15 protein-coding genes are annotated in these 18,119 nt (G+C 59.8%); 12 read left to right on the top strand and 3 right to left on the bottom strand.

Translation table 11 applies throughout. The features are described 5' to 3' along the window. Positions 1 to 41: 41 nt before the first annotated feature. On the bottom strand, positions 42 to 1,985 hold the full coding sequence (locus JJQ51_RS06800; protein ID WP_269244448.1) for an O-linked N-acetylglucosamine transferase, SPINDLY family protein: 1,944 nt from the start codon (positions 1,983 to 1,985) through the stop codon (positions 42 to 44). A 332-nt stretch (positions 1,986 to 2,317) separates the two neighbouring features. Here JJQ51_RS06800 and JJQ51_RS06795 point away from each other — a divergent pair, with 332 nt between their 5' ends. The 3 genes from JJQ51_RS06795 (at position 2,318) to JJQ51_RS06785 (ending at position 5,451) form a co-directional block, all read left to right on the top strand. After that, the gene (locus JJQ51_RS06795; protein ID WP_113406423.1) at positions 2,318 to 3,232 is read left to right on the top strand and encodes a flagellin N-terminal helical domain-containing protein; all 915 of its coding nucleotides are present in this window, start codon (positions 2,318 to 2,320) and stop codon (positions 3,230 to 3,232) included. Between the two features lie 255 nt (positions 3,233 to 3,487). Then, the gene (locus JJQ51_RS06790; RefSeq protein ID WP_113406422.1) at positions 3,488 to 4,402 is read left to right on the top strand and encodes a flagellin N-terminal helical domain-containing protein; all 915 of its coding nucleotides are present in this window, start codon (positions 3,488 to 3,490) and stop codon (positions 4,400 to 4,402) included. Positions 4,403 to 4,690: 288 nt separating this feature from the next. Further along, positions 4,691 to 5,451, top strand: a protein-coding gene (locus JJQ51_RS06785) for an IS5 family transposase (RefSeq protein WP_269244447.1) whose coding sequence is annotated in 2 segments (ribosomal slippage) — positions 4,691 to 5,018 and positions 5,018 to 5,451 — 762 coding nt in all. Because the reading frame shifts where the segments join, the coding sequence is not laid out codon by codon here. An 18-nt stretch (positions 5,452 to 5,469) separates the two neighbouring features. On the opposite strand, the gene JJQ51_RS06780 is transcribed toward JJQ51_RS06785, so the two are convergent. Both JJQ51_RS06780 and JJQ51_RS06775 read right to left on the bottom strand, forming a co-directional pair. Next, positions 5,470 to 6,720: an ATP-grasp domain-containing protein gene (locus JJQ51_RS06780; protein ID WP_152093711.1), complete on the bottom strand. Its 1,251-nt coding sequence runs from the start codon at positions 6,718 to 6,720 to the stop codon at positions 5,470 to 5,472. Continuing rightward, entirely contained in the window at positions 6,714 to 8,201 is a 1,488-nt protein-coding gene (locus tag JJQ51_RS06775) for a pyridoxal phosphate-dependent decarboxylase family protein (RefSeq protein WP_145633324.1), read from the bottom strand. Before JJQ51_RS06775 ends, JJQ51_RS06780 begins: the two co-directional genes overlap by 7 nt. 451 nt (positions 8,202 to 8,652) lie before the next feature. On the opposite strand from JJQ51_RS06775, the gene JJQ51_RS06770 reads away from it, so the two are divergent. From JJQ51_RS06770 to JJQ51_RS06730, 9 genes are all read left to right on the top strand, one after another. Further along, positions 8,653 to 9,573, top strand: a complete 921-nt coding sequence (locus tag JJQ51_RS06770; RefSeq protein ID WP_113330056.1) for a flagellin N-terminal helical domain-containing protein — start codon at positions 8,653 to 8,655, stop codon at positions 9,571 to 9,573. 255 nt (positions 9,574 to 9,828) lie between these two features. Then, entirely contained in the window at positions 9,829 to 10,809 is a 981-nt protein-coding gene (locus tag JJQ51_RS06765; RefSeq protein ID WP_113330057.1) for a flagellin N-terminal helical domain-containing protein, read from the top strand. Between the two features lie 243 nt (positions 10,810 to 11,052). Beyond that, positions 11,053 to 11,685 carry a hypothetical protein gene (locus JJQ51_RS06760; protein WP_145633321.1) on the top strand — a complete coding sequence of 211 codons (633 nt, stop codon included), beginning with the start codon at positions 11,053 to 11,055 and terminating at the stop codon, positions 11,683 to 11,685. Beyond that, entirely contained in the window at positions 11,682 to 13,112 is a 1,431-nt protein-coding gene (locus JJQ51_RS06755) for a MotB family protein (protein ID WP_269244446.1), read from the top strand. The genes JJQ51_RS06760 and JJQ51_RS06755 overlap by 4 nt, the downstream gene beginning before the upstream one ends. Before the next feature lie 3 nt (positions 13,113 to 13,115). Beyond that, the gene (motC, locus tag JJQ51_RS06750; protein WP_269244445.1) at positions 13,116 to 14,420 is read left to right on the top strand and encodes a chemotaxis protein MotC; all 1,305 of its coding nucleotides are present in this window, start codon (positions 13,116 to 13,118) and stop codon (positions 14,418 to 14,420) included. 1 nt (position 14,421) lies between these two features. Then, entirely contained in the window at positions 14,422 to 16,062 is a 1,641-nt protein-coding gene (gene fliK / locus JJQ51_RS06745) for a flagellar hook-length control protein FliK (RefSeq protein WP_269244444.1), read from the top strand. Further along, on the top strand, positions 15,974 to 16,597 hold the full coding sequence (locus JJQ51_RS06740; RefSeq protein ID WP_269244443.1) for a lytic transglycosylase domain-containing protein: 624 nt from the start codon (positions 15,974 to 15,976) through the stop codon (positions 16,595 to 16,597). Before fliK ends, JJQ51_RS06740 begins: the two co-directional genes overlap by 89 nt. A gap of 279 nt (positions 16,598 to 16,876) precedes the next feature. Further along, positions 16,877 to 17,548, top strand: coding sequence for a transcriptional activator Rem (gene rem, locus JJQ51_RS06735; protein ID WP_069611329.1), 672 nt, complete (start codon positions 16,877 to 16,879; stop codon positions 17,546 to 17,548). Positions 17,549 to 17,836: 288 nt separating this feature from the next. Beyond that, on the top strand, positions 17,837 to 18,100 hold the full coding sequence (locus JJQ51_RS06730; protein WP_269244442.1) for a hypothetical protein: 264 nt from the start codon (positions 17,837 to 17,839) through the stop codon (positions 18,098 to 18,100). Positions 18,101 to 18,119: the final 19 nt, after the last annotated feature.

The raw sequence follows: 18,119 nt of genomic DNA, 5'->3' as shown, positions 1-18,119 counted from the left end.
AAGGCGATCACCGGAGCTCTTGCCCTGATGATCGCTGAAACTTATTCGGCCGCGATTGCCGCTGAATTCCGGTCGTCTTCCATGAAGGGTTCCGCCCGCGCCGGCAGTGCCGGTACGTCCATGTGATCGGGTGCAAGCCCCTGCTTGGCCCGCGCTGCCATCATCTCGAAGGCCGTCTCCAGATGATGCGTGAAGCGTTCGGCATCGAAGAGCGGCTTGATGTAGCGATTGGCCGCTAGCGTTTCCTTGAACTGGGCAATCCGCTCCGGCTGGCCGGCGAGCTGCACGGCCATGTCTTCATAGGCCTGGACGTCGTCGGCCACCAATTCCGGCAGGCCGATGGCATTCAGCAGGCTTTCGCTGACGCGCGAAGCGAAATTGGTACCCTTGATGGTGAGAACCGGCAGGCCGCCCCAGAGCTGTTCCGAGGTCGTCGTATGGCCGTTGACGGGGAAGGTATCGAGGCCGAGATCGGCAAGCTGCTGGCGGTCGATATGGTCCTCGTAGCGAATGCGGCTGGTAAAGATGACCCGCTTGCGGTTGACGCCGCGGGCTTCCAGGCGCGACCAGATATTGGCCTCCGCGCGAGGGCCGTTGCACAGCAGCCAGAGCACGCTGTTCTTGCTGCGCTTGAGAATATTGCACCATACGTCGACCATCTGCGGTGTGATCTTGCGGTTGCCGTTGAAGGAAGCGTAAACGAAAGCGTCCTCGGGCAGACCGTGCTCCGCGCGCGTTGTCGGCCGCGGCTTCGGGCGGTTGAGCGGATCGTTCGGCTGGTAGCATTCGGGCAGGCGACAATATTTTTCGTAGAAATGCGCCTTCGACTGATCCGGCAGGACGTAATGGTCGCCGACGATGTAGTCGAGGTCGATGTTGACGGTCGTGCCCGGAAAGCCCAGCCAGGCGACATGGATCGGAGCCGGCATGTAGTTGAGGATAAAAGCGCGACTTCCCTTTGTATGCCCCTTGAGATCGACGAGAATGTCGATTCCGCGGGCGCGGATCGCTTCTGCTGCAGCCTGGTTGGAAAGGCCGCGAATGTCGACCGTGGTCCCCATTGCCGAATAGTCGAAAGCCTCCTCTTTCTGGTGAGCCGCCTCCGAGTGGTCGAAAAGGGTGATTTCGAACCGATCCTTGTCGTGCAACTCGAGGACGCGCTGCATTAGCTTCATCGTCGCGTGTCCCGGCCAGAAATCGGAGGAGAGATAGCCGATGCGGATCTTGCCGCCCCATGTATGCGGCAGCTTGCGGCGGGCTTCCGCATGGCCCGCCGGCAATGGATCGGTGTCGTGGACCGCGAGCTTGTTAAGCGCCTCGTCGCCGCACCAGTGGAGATGGAAGAAGGGATTGTCCGGAATGACATGCTCGAGCTTGCCCTGTGCAAGCGATGCCAGGACCGGGGCCATATGTTTTTCGACGGCGGCCAGATCGGACACCTCGCGCGCGAAGATCAGGTAGAGCGCGCGGAAAATGACATGGTCGGGATGCTTCTTGAACAGGGTCGTGACGATGTGCCGGTTGCTTTCGTCATAGAGATCGTCGGTCAGCAGCCTTGCGGCCATCTGGCGATGCTTGAGTTCCGGTCCTTCGACGAGCACCGTTTTGAAGCCCGTCAGCAAATCCTTTTGCTGACGGGCGAGAAAGATGCGGCTGAGGACGAAGGCAAGGTCCGGATCCTTGAATGCCAGGGGCAGAATCAGGCTTCCGATCGCGAGAGCCTGATCGTCGTTGCCGCAATCGCCGTGCAGCAGCAGAGCTTCCCGAAGATAGTCGTCGCGCTGGGGCTTTTGCCGGCCGGCTAGCTCGTAGGCGCTCGCCGCATCCGATCGGAAGCCGAGTTTCAGCAGCGTCTTTGCCAGCAGCGCATAGGTCTTGGGCGATCTGTCGACGTTCAGCAGCTCGTTCAGCGTTTCGAGTGCGCGTGTATATTGGCCCTTCTGGTAGAAGCCGGACGCTGTCACAAAGGCATTTTTTGTATTCACGAGCGAGAACTCCGAGCGATATGTTGACTGGCTCCCGCCGAAGGGCGAGGGCCGGCATCATGGATTCGCTTCATGATCCCTCACGGAGCTTGCCTGAAACCGAAGCACCGGTCGAAATTGCCTTTACGGATTCTTAGCCACGTTCCAGAGAGGCGGTGTCCACTGGTCCCGGATTTAAGAAATTGGCAAGCAATGGATGCGAACTTTCTCGCGACATGACGGGTTTGGTCCTCTAGGAAAATGGATCGAGGGGCATGAAGCTGCTCCGTCATCGCCGGTATTTCCAGTCCGGTATGTCCTCCTTTTGTATCCAGTTTCCAGGGGACACTCCTATGACCAGCATTATCACCAACAATTCCGCAATGGCCGCCCTCCAGACGCTGCAGAACATCAGCAGCAACCTGCAGGACACGCAGAACGCCGTTTCTTCCGGCTTGCGCATCTCCAAGGCTTCCGACAACGCTGCTTACTGGTCGATCGCCACGAGCATGAAGTCCGACAACAGCGCCATCGGCGCCGTTTCCGACGCTCTCGGCCTCGGCGCTGCCAAGGTTGACACCGCATCGACGGCCGTCACCAGCGCGATCGACATCGTCGGCCAGATCAAGGACAAGCTTGCAACCGCCATGGAAGGCTCGGTCGACAAGAAGTCCGTTCAGGAAGAAATCGGCCAGCTGCAGCAGCAGCTTCAGAGCGTTGCCCAGTCGGCTTCGTTCAACGGCGAAAACTGGGTCATGGCTGCAAACAACGGCTCGGCTTCGGTTGTTTCCTCGTTCATCCGCGGCACCAACGGCACCGTTTCGGTCAGCACGACCTCCTACGCCTTCAACACCGGCGCAACCGGCAACGTTCTGTTCGGCGCCAATGCAGCCGGCACGATCGACACGGCTTCGGGCATCCTCGGCACGAAGGACACCACCGTCGGCGCTTCGGTCTTCAGCCTCGACATCAGCAGCATGACTTCCGGCCAGATCTCCAGCGCGCTCAACATGGTTCAGACTGCTCTGAACTCCATGACCAGCCTGGGTTCGAAGCTCGGCTCCATCTCCAGCCGTATCGACCTGCAGACGAGCTTCGCTTCGTCGCTGTCCGACTCGATCCAGTCGGGCGTTGGCAAGCTGGTTGACGCCGACATGGAACAGGAATCCAGCAAGCTGTCTGCTCTGCAGACGCAGCAGCAGCTGGCTATCCAGTCCCTGTCGATCGCCAACTCCTCGACCCAGTCGATCCTGTCGCTCTTCCGTTAATAGGAAGCGCCAACGCGGCGCGTTGGTCGAAAATCCTAAACAACAAGTTAACCGCGCCTATCTAAGGCGCGGTTTTTTTTATATTTTTTGGCCAAACGCGGTTCAGCTTTTCTTAACTATATTGCTGTTTCTTAGGACCATCGAAGCGGCGAGTTAACCTTAACGAATTTGGTTAATAGGCATGATGCTGAATGCCGTTACCGGTTTTAGGTCCGGAATGTCCCTTATTCAACCACTGCCAAAGGGGCAAATATCATGACGAGCATTCTTACCAACAACGCCGCAATGGCTGCTCTCCAGACGCTGCGTACCATCGGCTCGAACCTGCAGGACACGCAGAACGCCGTTTCTTCTGGCCTGCGCATCTCCAAGGCTTCCGACAACGCTGCCTACTGGTCGATCGCCACGAGCATGAAGTCCGACAACAGCGCCATCGGCGCCGTTTCCGACGCTCTCGGCCTCGGCGCTGCCAAGGTTGACACCGCATCGACGGCCGTCACCAGCGCGATCGACGTCGTCGGCCAGATCAAGGACAAGCTTGCAACCGCGATGGAACCGTCGGTCGACAAGAAGTCTGTTCAGGAAGAAATCACGCAGCTGCAGCAGCAGCTTCAGAGCGTTGCCCAGTCGGCTTCGTTCAACGGCGAAAACTGGGTCATGGCCGCAAACAACGACTCGGCTTCGGTTGTTTCCTCGTTCATCCGCGGCACCAACGGCACCGTTTCGGTCAGCTCGACCTCCTACGCCTTCAACACCGGCGCAACCGGCAACGTTCTGTTCGGCGCCAATGCAGCCGGCACGATCGACACGGCTTCGGGCATCCTCGGCACGCAGGACAGCACCGTCGGCGCTTCGGTCTTCAGCCTCGACATCACCAACATGACGGGCGGCCAGATCTCCAGCGCGCTCAACATGGTTCAGACCGCTCTGAACTCGCTCACCAGCCTGGGTTCGAAGCTCGGCTCCATCTCCAGCCGTATCGACCTGCAGACGAGCTTCGCTTCCTCGCTCTCCGACTCGATCCAGTCGGGCGTTGGCAAGCTGGTTGACGCCGACATGGAAGAAGAATCGAGCAAGCTGTCTGCTCTGCAGACGCAGCAGCAGCTGGCTGTTCAGTCCCTGTCGATCGCCAACTCCTCGACCCAGCAGATCCTGTCGCTCTTCCGTTAATAGGAAGCGCCAGCACACGTTGGCCAAACAGGATACGACCTTGCCGCGCCTTCTCCGGAAGGCGCGGTTTTCGTTTTGCGCGACGTCGCAATCCGGCTGCGAGCCTGGAGCGGTTCAGTTTTTCACAGAATCTCTGAGCCGCTCTATCTCTTTGTTGTCTCGCAATTCCGGACGGAAAACCGCTGCGCACTTTTCCTGGAATTGCTCTAGGCTGTAGTGACGAATTAAGGGTTTGGGATTCCCAATTAGGAGCAAATCAGATTCAAGGCTGACTTTTGGAGGTCGGTCATGGATATCGATAGGCTCAGTGCGGAACAGTGGTCTCGGATCGAGCCGTTTGTGCCAGGCGGGCGCAAGGGGCGCCGGGGTCCACGCTCCAACAACAGACGGTTCGTCGAGGCGCTAGTCTGGATGGCCCGCTCTGGTGGACGTTGGCGTGATTTGCCCGAACGCTATGGCGACTACCAGACCGTCAAGCGGCGCTATTACCGCTGGATCGAGATGGGTGTCCTCGAAAGTTTGTTCGAGGCGTTAGCGCGAGAAGCGGACCTTGACTGGGTCTCGATCGATTCCACCTCCATCCGTGCCCAGCCTCAAGCCGCTGGCGCCCGGCGAAAAAGGGGGGAGCGGACGCCCAGGGCCTTGGCCGCTCACGCGGCGGGCTAGGCACCAAGATCCACGCCGTCGTCGATGCTTTGGGGCTACCGGTGCGCTTCGTCCTTGCACCGGGACACCGTGGCGATGTGATTTATGGCAAGGAATTGCTCCATGGCCTCACCCCCGGCCACGTCATCGCCGATAGAGCCTATGATGCCGAACACTTCCACGACACCATTCTGGACGCTGGTGCCACCCCCGTCATTCCGCCGCGGCCGGAGCGCCGCCGCCCGCACCGCTGCGACTGGCGGCTCTATAAAGAGCGCAACCTCATCGAACGCTTCTTTGCAAAGCTCAAGCAGTTCCGCCGTGTTGCCACCCGATATGACAAGTTGCTCGCCAATTTCAGAGGCTTCGTCATCATCGCTACCATAATCATTTGGCTGCGATAGTTAAATCGTCACCACAGCCTAAAGCGCACTATTCGCCCTTCGCCTGATGGCATCGACGAAGCCATCGAACAGCTTGCGCATGGCAACCTGCTTGTAGGGATAGACGACAGGGTCATCCATATTGTGGACCACCATTGCCACATCGAGCTCGAATACCAACAGACGACCGTCAGGAAGCTCCGCGCAGTCGATGCCGAAATAGTCGAGTTTGATATGACGGCAGAGTGCTGCAAAACTCTCTTCGTGGCGGACGGCGAAATCGCAGTCGAAATCTTCCATCCATGCCTGTTCGACAGCTCGTTTTGCGGCACTCTGACCCATCCCGGCACTCAGATAGTGCACGATCCAGTGGTCCGAGAGCGCCATGTGGCTGGCGAAGGCCTTGCCGTCGATGAATACGACGCGCTGCTTGTTGTAATAGCCGTCGGCCCCGCGGAAATCGATGAAGGGTGCCACGTAAAGCTCGGATGCCGGCTGTGCTGCGAGAAAGGCTGCCAGTTCAGCCGGATCGGAGACGCGCTCCATTCCATTACCGGCATGTGTGCTGAGCGGGCGCACGACCAGCGGGAAGGCCAGGCCTGGGGCGCAGTCTTTCAGCTGCTTGGTGCCAGCGCCGACGGCTGCGAGATCGTCGCGCGATACGCGATGGGTGGTAGGGGAGAGGATCGACGGTTCGTTTGCCAGCATTCCGCTCACTCCGTCGCGCGTAAGCCTCGCGATCAGTTCCGGGTTGCGGTTCATCACGAGACCGTCGAACTTCGCAAGAAGCCCCCGCATATGGGCGAGCAGGGGCGCGTTTTCAGTTGACTCTCCGATTGCCATGAAGGCGACGTCATGCTCCGGCAGACCGATGAGTGCAGAGGTTTGCAGGTCGACATAGCGCAGCCATAGTACGCAATCGCTGCCCGCCAGCAGAAAATCCAGCGGCGTGTTGGCCATGAAATCGCCTTCGGTGACGAAGGCCAAGAGGCGCGGTCCGGTTCCGTTGCCGTGGACGACGCGGAAGTCCCGCCGCAGCTGCACGGCGTTCTTCAGGATCTGGCGTGCCTCTTCGGTGCGGCCGAGCGTTTGCAGGATGATCGCCAGGTCCATGAGTGCGGCCGCATCGGCCGAATCGGCCGTCACGCGTTGCATGAGCTCGTTCCATAGCGGCGTTACGTCGCGGCCGGCATAGACGAGCGAGACGATTCTCTGCATGCCGAGAATTCGGGAGGCGTCCGGCATATTGGTCGAAGCCGGTTCGATGCCTGGGGCTTTGGTCATCAGCATTGGGGGAAATCCTGTCGGGGGCCGATTGTCAAAACGCTATGAACGAGCTCGTCGATATCCGCCCGTCGCGTGCGATGGTTCACGATCGCGGCGCGGATTGCCGGTTGTCCGTTCAGATGGGTCAGGGATGGAGCGACGCGGCCTTCGGCGTGCAGCCGCTCGACGATCTGGGAGTTGACGGATGCAGGTACAGTTCCATCCTCGCCGACATAGGCGAAGCAGACGATATTGAGCGCGACCGGTGCGAGCAATGTCAGCCGAGGTTCCTGTTCGATGCTCTCGGCCAGCCTGCGGGCCAGCCGGCAGTTGGCGCTTATGGCGTCTCCGAGAGCTTTGACGCCGTAGGTTTTCAGCGTGAACCAGGTCTTCAGCGCCCTGAAACCGCGCGACAGATCCGGACCGTAGTCGCAGGGCCACCAGTCTCCGCCTGCAAGCCCGGTGGCTGCGCGGCTGAGATAGGCGGCGTCCGAGGCAAAGGTCTGCCGCTGCCATTCACTGTCGCGCACGAGCAGGAAGCCGGCATCGTATGGCACCTGGCCCCATTTGTGGAAATCGAAAGCGAGCGAATCGCAACTGTCGATCCCTGCGAACAGATGCGCAAGGTCGGGGCTCAACACGCCGAGGGCGCCCAGCGCGCCGTCGACGTGAAAATGAAGATCGTAACTGTCGGCGATATGCCGCAAACCGGCGAGGTCATCGACGGCACCGGTATTGACCGTTCCCGCACTGCCGATGACGAGGAACGGCACAAGACCTTCCCGTTTGTCGCGAAGGATCGCCTCTTCCAGCGCGCCGATATCGATCTGGCCAAGGTCATTGACGGCAATGCGCCGGAGCTGAGCGCTGCCGATACCGGACATTTCGAACGCGCGGGGAACACAGCCATGAACCTCGTTCGATGCATAGGCGACGAGCCGGGATTCGTCGGACAGACCGGTTGCGCGCACATCGCGGCCGAGCTTCCGGCATCTGGCGATCTGCACCGCGACGAAATTGGCCTGCGATGCGCCGGTGAGGAAAATACCGCCTGCCGTCTCCGGAAAGGAGAAGATCTCGCGCGCCCAGCGGATGATCTGGCGCTCGACTTCGATCGGCATATGGTCGCGTCCGCCGAGATTGGCATTCAACCCGCCGGCGAGCATTTCGGCCAGCATGCCGGTAACCGTGCCGCCGCCCTGGACCCAGCCCATGAAACCCGGGTGAATATTGCCGCTGCCATAGGGGAGGATATTTTCCCGAAAAATGGCGTGGACTTCGGCCAGCTCGCTGGCTTCGACCGGCAGAGGCGCATCGAACAGGGCGCGGGCGGAGGAGGGGGCGTGTTGCCAGACCGGCTTTGTTCCGAGCGTCTGGAGATGATCGAACATGTCGTCGAGCATCTGGTGACCCTGCCTGCGCAGAGCCTGCCAGTCGTCGGGGTCGAGGCTTGTTCGCTCTTGGCGATCAACCGCCGCCCATCCGGCGTCCTGCAAACTGAACATCTCAACCTCACATATGGCCGCTGGTGCCGGCATCATCGCCGGGACGCTGCAGAAGACGGCCGTCTTCGTCCGACATTGGACTGATAGCGGCTATCTACGATGCCGAAGGTGGCGCGAGGCTGACTTGCGGTACTTGCTGCGCGTCAAACGATGATATCCGGCTGGAAAGCGGCATGTCGACACGCGCTGCGCGGATAGGCCTCCCTCGGGTTCAATGAAAGGTAGCGCAGGCGATGCCACGATACCTGACGGCCATATAACGGAAAGGATGATTCCATTAACTTTTATGGTCGGCATTAATCTTTTATTAACCCTATTCCTGTCAGTTGCAGCTAGCGCAACGGTTGGTTAACCTCCCCTAAGAGGCGGTTAACAAGCATGAGGCTGATTGCCGTTCCCGGCCGCAGACCGGAATGTCCCTTCCAAATTCAGCCATAAGGGGCACTTTTCGATGACCAGCATTCTCACCAACGACGCGGCGATGTCCGCCCTCCAGACCCTGCGCTCCATCAACACGAACCTGCAGGATACGCAGAGCCGCGTTTCCTCGGGCTACAAGGTAGCCAAGGCAGCTGACAATGCCGCCTATTGGTCGATCGCAACGACCATGCGGTCCGACAATAGCGCGCTTTCAGCCGTCTCGGACGCATTGGGCCTGGGCGCGGCAAAGGTCGACACTGCCTATACGGCGATGGACAACGCCATCACGGTCGTTCAGCAGATCAAGGACAAGCTCGTCGCGGCAACGGAAAACAGCGTGTCGAAGGCCGACGTCCAGGAAGAGGTCACGCAGCTGCAACAGCAGCTGGAGAGCATTGCGCAATCCGCATCCTTCTCCGGGCAGAACTGGATGTATGCGGTCAATGGCGCCTCGGCCTCCGTCGTCTCCTCCTTCGTGCGCAACAATGACGGTACGGTTTCCGTCAACAGCACCAGCTACGCCTTCGATACCAGCTCGCAGGGCAACGTCCTCTTCGGCGCGAACAGCAGCGGGACGATCGATACGAGCTCGGGCATCCTCGGCAGCAAGCAGACCATCAACGGCAACGACTATTCCGTCTTCAGCCTCGATATCACCAACATGACGAGCGGCGATATCGGCTTGGCGATGAACCTGGTGCAGGGCGCCCTTAACGCCATGAACAGCACGGCGTCGCAGCTCGGCTCTCTCTCGACCCGCATCGATCTGCAGACGAGCTTCGTCTCCACCCTGCGCGATACCATCGATTCCGGCGTCGGCAAGCTCGTCGACGCGGATATGGAAGAAGAATCGAGCAGGCTCTCGGCGCTGCAGACCCAGCAGCAGCTGGCCATCCAGTCGCTGCAGATTGCCAACACGAGCGCGCAGAATGTTCTTGCTCTCTTCAAGTGAGCCTTGACTGGAGCTTGCGTTGAAATGGCGCGGCGGCTTTTCCCTCTTGTCGCCGCGTATAAGCTTTTGTTAACGTTGCCGCTAATTGATTTGCAGTCTCTGCGCAGATCCGGCTCCGTTCTCCTTCCAAGCGATTGCCGGATCGCGCTTTAGCGACGGGCCGCGCTGGGATATCTCCCGCTGGTGGGCATGAGGCCAATCGTTGCTGCCGGATCGGTCCGGCTTGCCAGTCCCAATGGAACTACGGATTTTCAGATGAGCAATGTGACGACGAATCCCACCACGTCGGCGGCGCTGACCGTGTTGCGCGGTATCAACAAAGATCTCGATGTCGTGCAGCAGCAGGTTTCGTCCGGTTACCGCATCCAGACGGCGAGCGATGATCCCACCTATTGGTCTATGGCGACCACCATGCGCTCGGACCAGAGCAGCCTTTCCACGATTACGGACGCGCTGGGCCTCGGTGCGTCCAAGGTCGATACCGCATCCACCGCCATGGATACGGTCGTCAGCCTTCTGACCCAGATTCAGTCCAAGCTGGTTTCGGCAAAGGAGCCAGGCACCGACAAGAACGCTATCAACTCCGACATCCAGCAGCTCAAGAACCAGCTGCAATCCGTCACCCAGTCGGCATCCTTTTCCGGCGAGAACTGGCTCTATAATACGGAGCAGCAACCCTCCACCCAGCAGTCGGTGATCAGCAACTTCACGCGTGGAACGGGCGGCCAGATCAGCTTCACGACGATCAGCTATGACAGTTCCCAGACCTTGATGGTCGATACTGTCAAACCCGAGCGGGGTTTGTTGACGAAGAATGTTGATGCAAGCACCTTCGATGCTTCGGGCAGCGGCAGCAGCACGCCTCGCAATTATTACCTCCTCTCCGCCACCGGCGGCACGACGCCGACGGGCGGAACCGAGATCGCCCTATCGAGCAGCACGACCGATGACGAACTGACCGATATGATCAATGTTACCAACTCGCTCCTGAAGTCGGCAACATCGGCGGATTCGACATTGGGCCTGATGAAGTCGAACATCGACGATCAGTCGGATTATATTTCCAAGCTCAGCGATGCCATCAAGAGCAGCGTCGGCGATCTCGTCGATACGAATATGGAAGAGGCCTCTGCGCGGCAGAGCGCCCTGCAGACGGCGCAGCAGATGGGTGTGCAGGCATTGTCGATCGCCAATAGCATGGCGAGCAAGGTGCTGATTATTCTCCAGTCGAAATGATTGCCGGGTGCCGCCGTCCGATCGGCAATACCGCATCGCATTCATCCTCGCACAAGTTTGGCTGCCTACGGTCCTTCGCAGTGGCTTGGCTGCACAATGTGCCGGTGACATTGGTCCCGGAAGGTGCTGCCTGAGGACGGAAACCGGAAGCGTGATGATCGACGTTTTGAGAATGGGAATGGATCGGCCGGCTGTCGGCATCGACTTGCAGCGTCTCTGCGGCGCGAATGGGGAGATGCGCGCGTGAGCTTGACACTGTCCCGATATCTCAAGGATTTCAGCGCCGAACAGGCCCCGCTGCCCCATGTCGAGGATATGGCGTTTGCGGAACCGGTCGAGTTTGCCGAAAGCCCGCTCGAGCCGCCTGTTGATGTCGAGGCCGAGCGCCGTGTCGCCTATGCGGAAGGGCATGAGGCGGCGACGCAGGAACTGACGCAAAGGCATCAGGCCGAGATCGATGCCATGGCCCAGTCGTTTCGCGCCGAAATGGATGCGCTGCGGATACGCTACGAAGAGCAGGCGGCGGACAAGATCGCTGCGGATATGACGCGCATCGCCACGATGCTCGGGCAGGCGATCAGCACCGAAGCCGCCGCCATTCTTGCGCCGGTCATGACCGAGACGCTGACGGCCAAGGCCGTCGCCGATCTTGCCGAACTGGTCAGGGCCGCGATCCTCGACGGCAGCGCCGGGCCGATCTCGGTCAGCGGTCCGCGTCATCTTTTCGAGGTCCTTCATGATCATCTCGGCGATGACGGCGCGTTGCTGCGCCACGTCGAGGCTGATGATGTCGATCTCACCGTTACGATCGGCGAGAGCGTTCTCGTGACCCGTATGTCCGCCTGGGCCGCTAGCCTGAAAGAGATCCTGAAATGAGCGACGGCGATCAAAATCACGGCAAGCACGAGATCATCATCGTCAAGCGCCACGGCGGCGGTGATCACGAAGGCGGCCATGGCGGCGCGTGGAAAATCGCCTATGCCGACTTCATGACGGCCATGATGGCCTTCTTCCTGGTCATGTGGCTGGTGAACGCTGCCAATGAAGAGACGAAGGCCTCGGTCGCCTCCTATTTCAATCCCATCAAGCTTGCCGACGAGAAACCGACGGAAAAGGGCCTCAAGAAGCCCGTCGATCAGGCTCAGGGCGAAAAGAATCAGCAGAAGTCCGACAAGCCGCAGGAAAAGCCGAATGACGGCAAATCGGCTAAGACCGGCGAGGACCTGACCTCGACATCGGGCGACCAGACGAACTATTCCGAAGCGGATTTCTTCGAGAATCCCTATTCGGTCCTGGCCGAGATCGCACAGGAAGTCGGGCAGCAGGCCAATGTCAGCGCCAAGGGCGAGGGTGGCGCGGCTCAGTCGGGTCCAGCGACCGGTGCCGATGGCGGCCAGGCCTATCGCGATCCGTTCGATCCGGATTTCTGGACCAAGCAGGTGCAGGTTTCCAGCGCTTCGAAGAAGGCGAACGAGGAACAGTCCGCCAAGTCGGATCAATCGCCCAAGGGTGAGGTCATCGCTCTGTCGAGGGCGACAGCTGCGGATACGGGTCAGCCGGCCGATCAACCGCAAATGCCTGAACAACAGCCGACGGTGAGCGAGCAGCAAGCGGCCGGCAAGGCGCCGGAAAAGCCGACGCAGGCTCAGCAGGTTGCCAAAGCCACTATGCAGAGCGACGCCTCCGCGCCTGAGGACAATGCCGCTTTGCCGGAGAACAAGGATGTTCAGCCGACGAAGGCGCAGCAGCAGGAGGCCAAGGATCTGCAGCAGGCGATTCAGGCCGAGATCAAGGGTGTTGCCGGTCAGCTGGCCGAAGGGCTGCAGGTCAGCGCCGCGGAAGGCGGCGTGCTCGTAACGATCTCCGATCAGACAAACGATCCGATGTTCAATATCGGTTCGGCGGTTCCCCGGCGCGAGATGGTGCTGGCGATGGAAAAGATCGGAAAGATCCTGGCGGAACGCAATGGATCGATCCTGATCCGCGGCCATACCGACGGACGCCCTTATATGGTCGGCGGTCGCAATGACAACTGGCGCCTGTCGCTCGATCGTGCCCAGAGCGCCTATTACATGCTGACGAGCGGCGGGCTGGACGAGAAGCGGATCGTTCAAGTGTCCGGTTTTGCGGACAGGCGTCTGAAACTGCCCAACGATCCCTTCAACGATGCCAACCGCCGTATCGAGATCCTGATCGCTAACCCCTCGAACCAGGCAGCGACGGATCCCGCGGCTTCGGGAACGCAGGCTCCCGCGAAGCCCGCTTCGGGCAAGGGCAAGTCGAGCCAAGGCAAGCAGGGATAGTCCATGGCGCGCAAACAGCATCGTCATCACCTTGCGCTCACGCTCACCCTCGGCATGTTGATGCCGGGGGCAGCAAGCGCTGAGGGGCAGGACACCCTGCCGCTCTACAAGATGCTGCGCTCGCTCGAATTCGTCCAGGATTCCGTTGTTGCCGGCGATAGTTCCGCCGGAGAGATGCAGCGCTTTCTGCTCGCCACCATAGACGAGCGCTTGCGCAATGCGGACAAATCCATATTCGAGGACAACCGTAACGTCGATGCGGCACTGATCTACACCATGAGCGGCGGTAATCCCGAAACGCTCGAATATCTGATGTCGCGTGACGTCAATGGCAATTTCGACAATCGCGTTGCGGATCTTCTGCGGAAATACCTGAACGGCAAGGGTCTGCTGGTCGTCAACACGCTTGTCGATATCTCCAAGGAATATCGCGACAAGCCGATCGGTCCCTACCTCTCGTTGGTTGCCGGCAATGTCATGTCGGGCAAGAACGCCAAGGCCGCCTTGCCGCTTTACGACTGGGCGCGGCTGATGGCGCCCGGCACGATCGTCGAGGAATCGGCGCTACGCCGCTCGCTGGCTCTCTGCGCCGATGCGGGCATGGTGCCGCAAGGACTCGATTATGCGCAGCGTTATACGCGGCGCTTCCTGCATTCGCCTTACGCCAGCCAGTTTGCGGATCTTTTTGTGCAGCTGGTGGTGGATCACGATTCCGATGTCAAGCAACAGGACATCATTGACATCCTGTCCTTCATGGATCCGCCGAGACAGCGGGAGATCTATCTGCGCATGGCACGCCGTGCCGCGATCGCCGGCAAAGCCGATCTTGCCGCGCTCGCAGCCAACCGCGCCCAGGCAATCTCCAATAACGGTGGCGATGCCTTTGGCGCGCTGGCGAACTTCTATGGCGGCGTGGCGGGCATATCCACGCCTGAATGGAAGTCGGCGATCAACGATGTGAACCAGATGCCGGCTGGCGAACTGAATGCGCGCGACCGGGCTTTGCGCGACGCCGCAAAGGCTGTGGCGGCAGAGATACTGCGCACGCCCGACGCTGCAAGCCTCGGGCAAGGCAATGTTCCTAACTTGCCCAACCAACAGAAGACTGAACACGATGCTGCTGTGACGAATCAATCGGGAGGCCAATCTCCCGGCACGGCGGGTGTTGAGCAGGGAGCCCCGCCAAACGCGGCTCCCGCCCCGAAAGGAGGGCGGCAGGAGGCCGACTCTTCGTTCAACGCATTCGTCACGACGAGCCGCTCGAAGCTGGATGCCATCGACGGCCTGTTGAAGCAGGAAAGTCATTGATATGAACGACATCGGTGTGTCTGGCGCCTCATCGGGGGCGGATATTCTTGCTGTTGCCAAAGGCACTCGCTCAACAAAGCAGGATGACGGCAAGGGTTTTATCGATGCTCTGACCAGTTCGCTCGGCAATGGACGCAAATCTGCCGGTTCGAATACCGGAACCGATGTGGCGACGGACGCGAACACGACAACCGGCGACAATGCGGATGACGACACTGGCGCGGTGAAGACGGCAGCGAGCAATTTTGCCGCGATAACCCTTACCGTCGATGACAGCGCCAATGCCGGAGTTGGAATGATCGATACGTCCGGAGCCAATCTCGCCAATCCCGCCGGCCTTGCCAAGGGCACCAAAGCTTCGCAGCCCGCCGGTGTCGCCTCACTCTCGAAATCGCTGATCGAGTTGCAGAAGGCAGCCTCCGCGGCTGGCGAAGGCGAGGCTACCCCTATCGATGGCGATCAGCCGGCCGCAGCCGCCGATCCCACCACGCCGACGATTGACACCGGCAAGGTGCAAGTGCCCCCGACTGCGCTCGATCAGCTGGCCGAGATCGCGCAGCAACTGGCCGATGTCGCGACAACTGACGGTCAGACGGCGCCGGTCAAGGGCGACGGTAAGATGCCCGCCGTGAAGGATGGAAAGGATGTCCAGCCCACGGATGACGGTAAGTCTGCATCGACGCAAGGCAGCCAGCCGGCCAATACGATTTCCGATGCATTGTCGCTGCTGAACGTTGCGCAGCCCATCGTGGTGACGCAGGTTAGCACGACCCAGGCCAGCACAACCCAGGTCAGCACGACGCTGGCGGGCAAGACAACAGACAATGCCAAGGTCCAGACATTGCCATCAGGCAAAGCTGCCCTCGCGGACGCCTCGGACACGGCCTTGACGCTGCCGGACGACGGCAAGGGAGCGGATGCTGCGCAAACATTCCGCCTGACGCGGGCGGATGGCCGTGGCAGCGCGCTCGACCTGTCGATCAGCAAGAGCGGCGATGACGTTGCCGATGTCAAAGTCGGTGCTGCTGCGGGCGGCGATGCGGTGGCGGTCACCGTGCTGGATTCGCGCCGCTATCTCGGGCTTGCCGCCAATTCCAACTCGGCACTCGTTGCTGGAACCCTGGCGGGCGACCACGAATGGTCGGCGGCGATGCAGCCAGGCTCGGCGCTCTCCAATGCCGCGAACCTGACCAGCACCGGCAAGGTCGTCAATACGCTGAAGATCCAGCTGCGCCCCGACAATCTCGGCGACGTGACAGCAACCATGCGGCTCTCCGGAGACCAGCTGAGCGTCGATCTGAAGGTTCAGACGAGCGAGGCCTACAGGCAGCTTCACGCCGATCAAAGCCGCATGGTCGATGCATTGCGCGCACAAGGCTATCAGGTCGACAATATCACCGTCTCCATGGCGTCCAATGCCGACCAGCAGTCGGATAGCGGGCGCAATTCCGGATCGAACCAGCCACAGCAGCAGTCCCTTTTGAACCAGGGACAGGGGGGCGACGCACGCCCCAGAGGCCAGAACTATTCAGGGCAGCAGGCAAATGGAAACGATGGCAATCGCAGTTCGGGTGAGCGCGGTGTTGAGGACGGGGCTGCTGGTGGCGTGCAGCGTTCTCGCTCTGGGGCGGTTTACCTCTGAGGCGCATGCCTCGGGCAATCCGGCGCCGCCTGACAATGGCGCAGCCGGTCTTTGCGAACGCGAAATCCAGTCTGCCGCCGCGAAATACGGAATACCGGAAGGGATTCTTTATTCAGTGGGTCTGACGGAAACGGGTCGCAAAGGATCGCTCTATCCCTACGCTCTCAATGTTGAGGGGCGTCCGATCTTTCCACCATCCGAGGACGCCGCCCTGCAGATATTCGCCGCCGCACGGCAGAACGGGGCAAAGCTTATCGATGTCGGCTGCATGCAGATCAATCAGTATTTCCACGGCGAAAACTTTACATCCGTCACCGCCATGTTCGACCCGCGTAGCAATGTCGAGTATGCCGCAAAGTTTCTCCGCAATCTGCATGACAGGCATGAGACCTGGACCATGGCGGTAGCAAGATACCATGCCGGCCCGAACAATGACCCCGCCCAGAAGGTCTATGTCTGCCGCGTGATCGCCAATCTGGTCGCCACAGGCTACGGAAAATGGACGCCCAATGCGGCGACGTTCTGCCGGGAGTAAGCAATTACAGGTTGCATATGTTCTCCGGTTAGCCGGCGCTAACCCAATCGAAGTGATTGACTGCCGTCGATTTGCCTAAAATGCGCATGTTAATAATACGTCCGCTAACAACTTTTTTATCGGTCTAAAACGCCGAGCACCTACTATATCTAGTGCAAATCGCACCCGTATAGTTAATCAATTATTAATTTCCGTCACTCATTTCCGACAGTTGTTCGTGATTCGCCCGATTCGTACCCATAGATCATCGAAACACCACACTGATTCGGAGGCGGACGAATGATCGTAGTGGTTGATGAGCGAGAGCTCGTTAAGGACGGATATACATCACTGTTTGGACGCGAGGGCATCCCTTCGACGGGATTTGATCCGCGTGAATTCGGCGAATGGGTGACGACGGCAGCAGAGGGCGATATTGCTGCGGTGGAAGCCTTTCTGATCGGACAGGGTCAGCAGGTGCATGAGCTTCCAAGGGCGATTCGCGACCGGACGGCAGCACCTGTTATCGCGGTGAGCGACCAGCCCTCGCTGGAAGCCACGCTTGCACTTTTCGATTGTGGCGTCGACGATGTCGTGCGCAAGCCGGTGCATCCTCGCGAAATTCTTGCCAGGGCCGCGGCGATCCGCCGCCGCTTGAAGGCGATCAGCAACTATACCGATATTGGCCCCATTCGCGTCTTCGCAGATGGCCGCGATCCGGAAATCAACGGTTCCGTATTCGCCTTGCCGCGCCGCGAGCGCCGCATCCTCGAATATTTGATCGCCAATCGCGGTCGCCGTGTGACGAAGACCCAGATCTTCAACGCCATCTACGGCATCTTCGACGAGGAAGTCGAAGAGAACGTCGTCGAAAGCCATATTTCGAAGCTGCGCAAGAAGCTGCGCAAGAAGCTCGGCTTCGACCCCGTCGATTCGAAGCGCTTCCTCGGCTACTGCATCGACTGGAGCTGATGCTCGGGTCGCACATTCCGGTACTAAACTCATGAACAGGCCCGAGAATCAGCTGATTCTCGGGCCTGTTCCTTTTCGGTTGCCTGATCGGCACGGCGCCGGAAGGTACGTTGTTCCTTACCATTTCGATGCACAGCAGTCCGTAGCATGATCGCCCGATGGCGCTGTTGACGAAGCTTTTCGCGATGATCGGTTTTTCGTCCTCTCAGACAGCTTCACGCAAGGCCCGCCACCTACTCTCAGTCGTATGAAGGATAACGAGGATTCCAGATGAGGAATTTCGGCAGCATGAAGACTGCACTTGCGGAAGCGGATGCGCAGGCGCTTTGCCTCGGCGCCAATTTTGGCGGCTGTGTCGGTGTGACGCCGGTTCGCCGTGCTATCTCTGCAGGCGACGGTGCTCTCGTCTTGCGCCATGTTTGCGGGAGGGTGGCTCCGGTTCGTTCCGGTGGTCGTCCATCTGCCAATGAAAATCTGGTCTATTTCGCCGGCCTTGCTCTGACAGGCTATTCCGACACTTCCTGCGCGCCTTCGGCCAATCTGCCGCGCTAAAACGAATAGGGTATCGAGT

This window comes from Rhizobium sp. AG207R, from assembly GCF_027109195.1.
Lineage (GTDB): Bacteria > Pseudomonadota > Alphaproteobacteria > Rhizobiales > Rhizobiaceae > Rhizobium > Rhizobium dioscoreae.
The sequence above is the reverse complement of the archived record's forward strand: the minus strand, read 5'-3'. Positions and strand labels throughout refer to the sequence as shown.